The 6,077-nt window shown below is 61.5% G+C and carries 6 protein-coding genes; 4 read left to right on the forward strand and 2 right to left on the reverse strand.

What is annotated here, in order from left to right; translation table 11 throughout:
- The first annotated feature begins 20 nt into the window (after nucleotides 1-20).
- Nucleotides 21-950 carry an ABC transporter permease gene (locus tag VG320_RS10385; RefSeq protein ID WP_327200020.1) on the forward strand — a complete coding sequence of 310 codons (930 nt, stop codon included), beginning with the start codon at nucleotides 21-23 and terminating at the stop codon, nucleotides 948-950.
- A 94-nt stretch (nucleotides 951-1,044) separates the two neighbouring features.
- Nucleotides 1,045-2,130 (forward strand): BMP family ABC transporter substrate-binding protein, encoded by a 1,086-nt coding sequence (locus VG320_RS10390; protein WP_327200021.1) that lies wholly within the window; start codon nucleotides 1,045-1,047, stop codon nucleotides 2,128-2,130.
- Between the two features lie 82 nt (nucleotides 2,131-2,212).
- Here VG320_RS10390 and VG320_RS10395 read toward each other — a convergent pair whose 3' ends face one another.
- On the reverse strand, nucleotides 2,213-2,422 hold the full coding sequence (locus VG320_RS10395; RefSeq protein WP_027814779.1) for a dodecin: 210 nt from the start codon (nucleotides 2,420-2,422) through the stop codon (nucleotides 2,213-2,215).
- A 245-nt stretch (nucleotides 2,423-2,667) separates the two neighbouring features.
- Here VG320_RS10395 and VG320_RS10400 point away from each other — a divergent pair, with 245 nt between their 5' ends.
- On the forward strand, nucleotides 2,668-3,564 hold the full coding sequence (locus tag VG320_RS10400) for an NAD(P)-dependent oxidoreductase (protein WP_327200022.1): 897 nt from the start codon (nucleotides 2,668-2,670) through the stop codon (nucleotides 3,562-3,564).
- A 170-nt stretch (nucleotides 3,565-3,734) separates the two neighbouring features.
- A complete protein-coding gene (locus tag VG320_RS10405) occupies nucleotides 3,735-5,327 on the forward strand; it encodes an ABC-F family ATPase (protein ID WP_327200023.1) in 1,593 nt (530 codons plus the stop codon).
- A gap of 297 nt (nucleotides 5,328-5,624) precedes the next feature.
- Here VG320_RS10405 and VG320_RS10410 read toward each other — a convergent pair.
- The coding region (locus tag VG320_RS10410) for a hypothetical protein (RefSeq protein WP_327200024.1) at nucleotides 5,625-6,077 on the reverse strand (453 nt) is incomplete at its 5' end.

Consider the following 6,077-nt stretch of genomic DNA (forward strand, 5'->3'; position numbering starts at 1 on the left):
ACGAAACAAGGCAACACGATATGGATATCCAGCAAGCCAGCTCGCTCGCCTCGAGCGCCGTCACCGCCGCTATTCCGCTGATGTTCGCGGGCGTGGGCGAACTCGTCACGGAAAAATCGGGCGTGCTCAATCTCGGCGTGGAAGGAATGATGCTGATGGGCGCCGTCACCGGCTACGCGGTCACGACGATCAGCGGCAATCCGTGGCTCGGACTCGTTGCGGGCATGGCGGCGGGCATCGCGATGTCGCTGCTGTTCGGCTTTCTCGTGCTGACGATGCTCGCGAATCAGGTCGCGACGGGCCTTTCGCTCACGATCTTCGGCGTGGGTTTGTCGGCGTACGTGGGCAAGCCGTATACCTCGGCGGCCACGTCGGTCACGATCAATGCCTGGCCGATTCCCGGTCTATCGCATCTGCCCGTGGTCGGACCGGCGTTCTTCAGTCTCACACCCGTTGATTACCTCGCGTTCCTGATGTTCGCCGTGGTCGCGTGGTTCCTCTATCGCACGCGTGCGGGGCTCGTGCTGCGCTCGGTGGGCGAGTCGCCGCAGGTCGCGCATTCGGTGGGCTTTCCGGTGATCGGCGTGCGCTATGGCGCCACGGCCTTTGGTGGCGCGATGGCGGGTCTGGCGGGCGCGTACTACTCGGTCGTGCAACTGCATCTCTGGCAGGAGCAAATCACCGCGGGGCGCGGCTGGATCGCGCTTGCGCTGGTGGTGTTCGCAACGTGGCGACCGGGCCGTCTGTTGATCGGCGCGCTGCTGTTCGGCGCGGTGACGGGCGCGCAGTTCTACGCGCAGGCCATTGGCGTGCCGGTGCCCACGCAGTTCCTCGCCATGCTGCCGTATGTGGCTACTGTTGTCGTGCTCGTGCTGATTTCGCGTAACCCGAACACGATCCGCCTGAACGCGCCTGCGTCGCTCGGCAAATCGTTCTTTGGGGCCGCGTAGTTGTTGTTAAGACCTGTCGTCAAAACGATTCGAAGTGCTCGCAGTTTCTCAACCACCACAGAAGCAAGCATCCCAACGGGACCGGAGAGTCACAATGAAAAAAACCATCCTGACCGCTTTCGCCGTGGCCGCTGCGTGCGGCGCGGCGGCGCTCGTGCCGTCGGCGCAGGCCGCTGATGTGCCAGGCGTTGCGTTTGTCTATCTCGGCAATCCGGGCGATGCCGGCTGGACCTACGCGCACGATCAGGGCTCGAAGGCCGCCGAACAGAAGTTCGGCAGCAAGATCAAGATCACGCGCGTGGAGAACGTGCCGGAATCGGCGGATTCGGAGCGGGTGTTCCGCGATCTCGCGAGCAAGGGCAACAAGATCATCTTCGGTTCGAGTTTCGGTTATCAGGACTTCGAACTAAAGGTTGCGAAGGACTTCCCGGACACCGTGTTCCTGCACGCGACCGGCTACAAGAAGGCGCCGAACTTCGGCACCTATGATGTGCGTATGTATCAGGGCGCGTATCTGGCGGGCGTCGCGGCGGGTTATGCGACTAAGACGAACACGCTGGGCTTCGTGGCCTCGGTGCCGATTCCCGAAGTGGTGCGCAACATCAACGCGTACACGCTGGGCGCGCGTTCGGTGAATCCGAAGGTCCATACCAAGGTTATCTGGATCAATAGCTGGTTCGATCCGGGCAAGGAAAAGCAGGCTGCTGAAACGCTGATCGGCCAGGGCGCGGACGTGCTGCTGCAGAACACCGATTCGAGCGCAACGCTGGCAACCGCCGAAGAGAAGCATGTGCACGCGTTCGGCTGGGATTCGAACATGAAGAAGTTCGGCCCCGACGCGCATCTGGGTTCGGTTGAAGCGAACTGGGGCGTGTATTACGTCGCCGCGATCCAGCAGGTGCTCGACGGCAAGTGGAAGAACGATCCGGTCTGGTGGGGCATTCCGCAAAAGGCCGTCGATCTGGGCGATGTGAACACTTCCGCGCTGTCTGCCGATGCGCAAAAGGCGGTTGCCGCAAAGCGTGAAGCGATTGCAGGCGGCAAGTGGGACGTGTTCACGGGGCCGATCAAGGATCAGACCGGCGCGGTGAAGGTGCCTGCGGGCAAAACGCTGACCGATCCGGAGTTGCAGCGTCTGAACTGGTATGTCGAAGGCGTGGACGGATCGCTGCCGAAGTAAGTCTGCTTTCGTAGGATAAAAGCAGCCGAATGCGGCTGCGCGATGCCTTCCCGGCGCGCGCAGCCGTTTTTTATGCGGCGCGTTATTCGTCGATACGCAAACCGACCTTGATGGTTACCTGCCAGTGCATGACCTTGTCGCCTTCGATCAGCCCGCGCGTTTCGGTGACTTCGAACCAGTGCAGATGTCGCAAGGTTTTCGACGCGCGCGCAATCGCGCAGCGAATCGCTTCGTCGCTAGAAACGGTGGACGAACCGGTGAGTTCGATTTGTTTGTAGACGTGGTCGCTCATGGCAAAGTCTCCTCGATGGGGGCGGCGCGCGCGTGACATTCCGAAGGCACGTCAAACGAGTATAGGTAACGCCACGTCGTACGCCAGTGCGCTTTCCGGCGCGTCGCGTGAGCGATGTCGACGGGTATCATGGCGCCTCGCGCGCGCTGCGTTTAGCGGAGAACTTCGAGCCGCATCGCTCGTGCCCGTAAGCGGGCGCGCAGCAAATAAATGCGATTGAAAACATGCAGCAGGAGACGAGAAAGATGCAGAAGCAGGAACTGGGATTTTGCGGGCCAGGCTTGATGGGTGCGCCGATGATCCGCCATTTGCTGGGCGCGGGTCACGCCGTTCATGTGTGGAACCGCTCGCGCGCGAAGGCCGAAGCGTTGATCGCCGACGGCGCGCAGGTCGTGCACACGCCGCAGGCGCTGGCGCAACGCACGGACGTGGTGCTGCTATGTGTCGCCGACGGCGCGGCAGTCGAGCAGACGGTATTCGGCGAGCACGGCCTGTTGGCAGGACTGAGCGGCGCTGGCACCACGCGCGTGCGCCGCATCGTCGATCATTCGAGCATTCCGCCAGAACTCACGCGTGAACTGGCCGCGCGCGCGGCGGCGCTGGGCGTCGGCTGGGTCGATGCGCCGGTGTCGGGCGGCGTGGGCGGGGCGCAGGCGGGCACGCTCGCCGTGATGGCGGGCGGCGCGGCTGATGACGTCGAAGCCGTCGCACCGATCCTCGCCGCCTACGCGGCGCGCGTCACGCACATGGGCGCGGCGGGCGCCGGGCAGACCACCAAGCTTTGCAACCAGGCCATCGTCACGGCGACCGTCGCCGCGATCGCCGAAGCCGTGGGCCTCGCACGCCGCAGCGGCATCGACGCCGCGAAGCTGCCCGAGGCGCTCGCGGGCGGCTGGGCCGACTCGACGCTCCTGCGCACCTTCGTGCCGCGCATGACGCAGGAGGGTCTTGCGCCAATCGGCGCGCTGAAAACGTTCCAGAAGGATGTCGATACGGTGGCGGCCGCCGCACAACAGACCGGCACGCCGATGCCCGTAGCGGGGACGGTACAGCAGATCCTGCGGCTTGGCGCCGCGATGGGGCTCGATCAGGCGGATCTGTCCGGCTTCGTCGATGTGTTGCAAACGCCGCGTCGGGGTTAGCGCGCCAGTGCGCAGAGATGCCTCTGCACGAATCTGCCACGAATTTCCGGTAATTTCGAAAGCGCGCGCCGCCGGCTCTGGAATGCGTCCAGACTCTGGCAGACGCGCGCGAACTGGCATAACCTGCTAAAATTACAGGTTTTTCGTCGATCTACTTACCGGGACGCGCTGTGCTCTCTACCGCCAACATCACCATGCAATTCGGGCCGAAGCCCTTGTTCGAGAATATCTCGGTCAAATTCGGCGAAGGCAACCGCTATGGCCTGATCGGCGCGAACGGTTGCGGCAAATCCACGTTCATGAAGATCCTGGGCAGCGATCTCGAGCAAAGCTCGGGCAACGTCATCCTTGAACCGAACGTGCGCCTGGGCAAGCTGCGCCAGGATCAATTCGCGTACGAAGACGTGCGCGTGCTCGACGTCGTCATGATGGGCCACACCGAAATGTGGGCCGCGATGAGCGAGCGCGACGCGATCTACGCGAACCCTGAAGCCACCGACGACGACTACATGCACGCCGCCGAACTCGAAGCGAAGTTCGCCGAGTACGACGGCTACACGGCCGAAGCGCGCGCAGGCGAACTGCTGCTAGGCATCGGCATCGGCACGGAATTCCACAATGGCCCGATGAGCGGCGTGGCGCCGGGCTGGAAGCTGCGCGTGCTGCTCGCGCAGGCGCTGTTCTCGAAGCCGGACGTGCTCCTGCTCGACGAACCGACCAACAACCTGGATATCAACTCGATCCGTTGGCTGGAAGATGTTCTGAACGAGTACAACTCGACCATGATCATCATTTCCCACGATCGACACTTTCTGAACCAGGTCTGCACGCACATGGCGGACATGGATTTCGGCACGCTGAAGGTCTATCCGGGCAACTACGACGACTACATGCTCGCTTCGGCGCAGGCACGCGAGCGTCAGGCCAACGCCAACGCCAAGGCGAAGGAACGCGTGGCCGACCTGCAGGACTTCGTGCGCCGCTTCTCGGCCAACAAGTCGAAGGCGCGTCAGGCAACCAGCCGTCTGAAGATGATCGACAAGATCAAGATCGAGGAATTCAAGCCGTCGTCGCGTCAGAACCCGTTCATCCGCTTCGAATTCGAGAAGAAGCTGCACAACATCGTCGTGGTCGCGGAAGAGATCACGAAGACCTACGAGCGCCGCATCTTCAATAAATTCAGCATCAGCGTGCAGCCGGGCGAGCGCATCGCGATCATCGGCGAAAACGGCGCGGGCAAGACCACGCTGCTGCGTTCGCTGATGGGCAGCCTGGCGGTCGATAACGGCACGGTGAAGTGGGCCGAAAACGCCAGCATCGGTTATATGCCGCAGGACACGTACGAAGAGTTCCCGAACGACGTCACGCTGATGGACTGGATCGACCAGTACCGCCAGGAAGGCGACGACGAGCAGTCCGTGCGCGGCACGCTGGGCCGTCTGCTGTTCAACGCGGACGATATCCGCAAGTCGGTCAAGGTGCTCTCGGGTGGCGAGAAGGGCCGCATGATCTGGGGCAAGCTGATGCTGGGCCGCCACAACGTGCTGCTGATGGACGAGCCGACCAACCACATGGACATGGAATCGATCGAGTCGCTGCAGATCGCGCTTGAGAAGTTCGACGGCACGCTGGTGTTCGTCTCGCACGACCGTGAATTCGTGAACGGCCTGGCCAATCGCATCATCGAAGTGAAAACCGATGGCACGATCAACGACTACAGCGGCAACTATGAGGACTTCCTGGCGAGCCAGGGTCTGCATTGAGTTTCGGCTGCTAGTTGCTGAGTTGTCCCAGAAATCCCTTCATGTGTCCCAGATTGTCCCACGGATGTCCCGTTGGGACAATTTGACGGCATAGCGTAGAGCATAGGCAAGAAGACGCGCCATCCGTAGCGGAAGCCCCCCAGAAACACCAAAGGGCCCCCATCGGCGTTCTGTCGGACGGGGGCCTTCTTCTTTTTCATCTGGTGCCTCGGGCTGGAATCTGGGAATCGAACCGAGTGCTGCCAAGCCTTATACCGTGGGCGTGTCGCTGTGGTGGATTTAAGGAGTTACCACGCATCAACCCTTCGTTGTGTCATCTATAGCCAGCCCGTCTGTGGTCATGGTGTCGCCGCTATGGTGTTCTCGCAATGTATCGGTGAAGATTCGTAGTGATTCGTTTAAAAATCCAGACAGCTGGTCCACGCGAGACTTGAGCGCTTCAGTGAGTGACAAGCCAGAGAACGGCTCAAGTCCCTCTCCACCGCCCGCTAGCACGAAGCCGCGCGCGCTTAAATTGACGCACCCAGCACTGACGAATGAATAGTGCGCAATTTCATCGCGAATGGAGCGGCCATTGTTGCCCGCTGAGAGTACGAAGGCAAACGATTCCAACCCACTCGCATGCAGTTGGTTTAACTGCTCATAAAGCTTGGTCGGCGTTTTTGGCCTGCTAATCGCCTTAGGCATCTCCTTGAATGAATTACAGTCGGATTTAAAGTACGCTGCAATTGCACCTGCGAAGTACTCAAG

Source organism: Paraburkholderia sp. (genome assembly GCF_035948235.1).
Taxonomy (GTDB): Bacteria; Pseudomonadota; Gammaproteobacteria; order Burkholderiales; family Burkholderiaceae; genus Paraburkholderia.

Excerpts from the sequence above, each read along its gene's own strand:
- VG320_RS10400 (WP_327200022.1), top strand. The coding sequence starts at position 2,668 with ATGCAGAAGCAGGAACTGGGATTTTGCGGGCCAGGCTTGATGGGTGCG.
- VG320_RS10385 (WP_327200020.1), top strand. The coding sequence starts at position 21 with ATGGATATCCAGCAAGCCAGCTCGCTCGCCTCGAGCGCCGTCACCGCC.
- VG320_RS10395 (WP_027814779.1), bottom strand. The coding sequence starts at position 2,422 with ATGAGCGACCACGTCTACAAACAAATCGAACTCACCGGTTCGTCCACC.
- VG320_RS10390 (WP_327200021.1), top strand. The coding sequence starts at position 1,045 with ATGAAAAAAACCATCCTGACCGCTTTCGCCGTGGCCGCTGCGTGCGGC.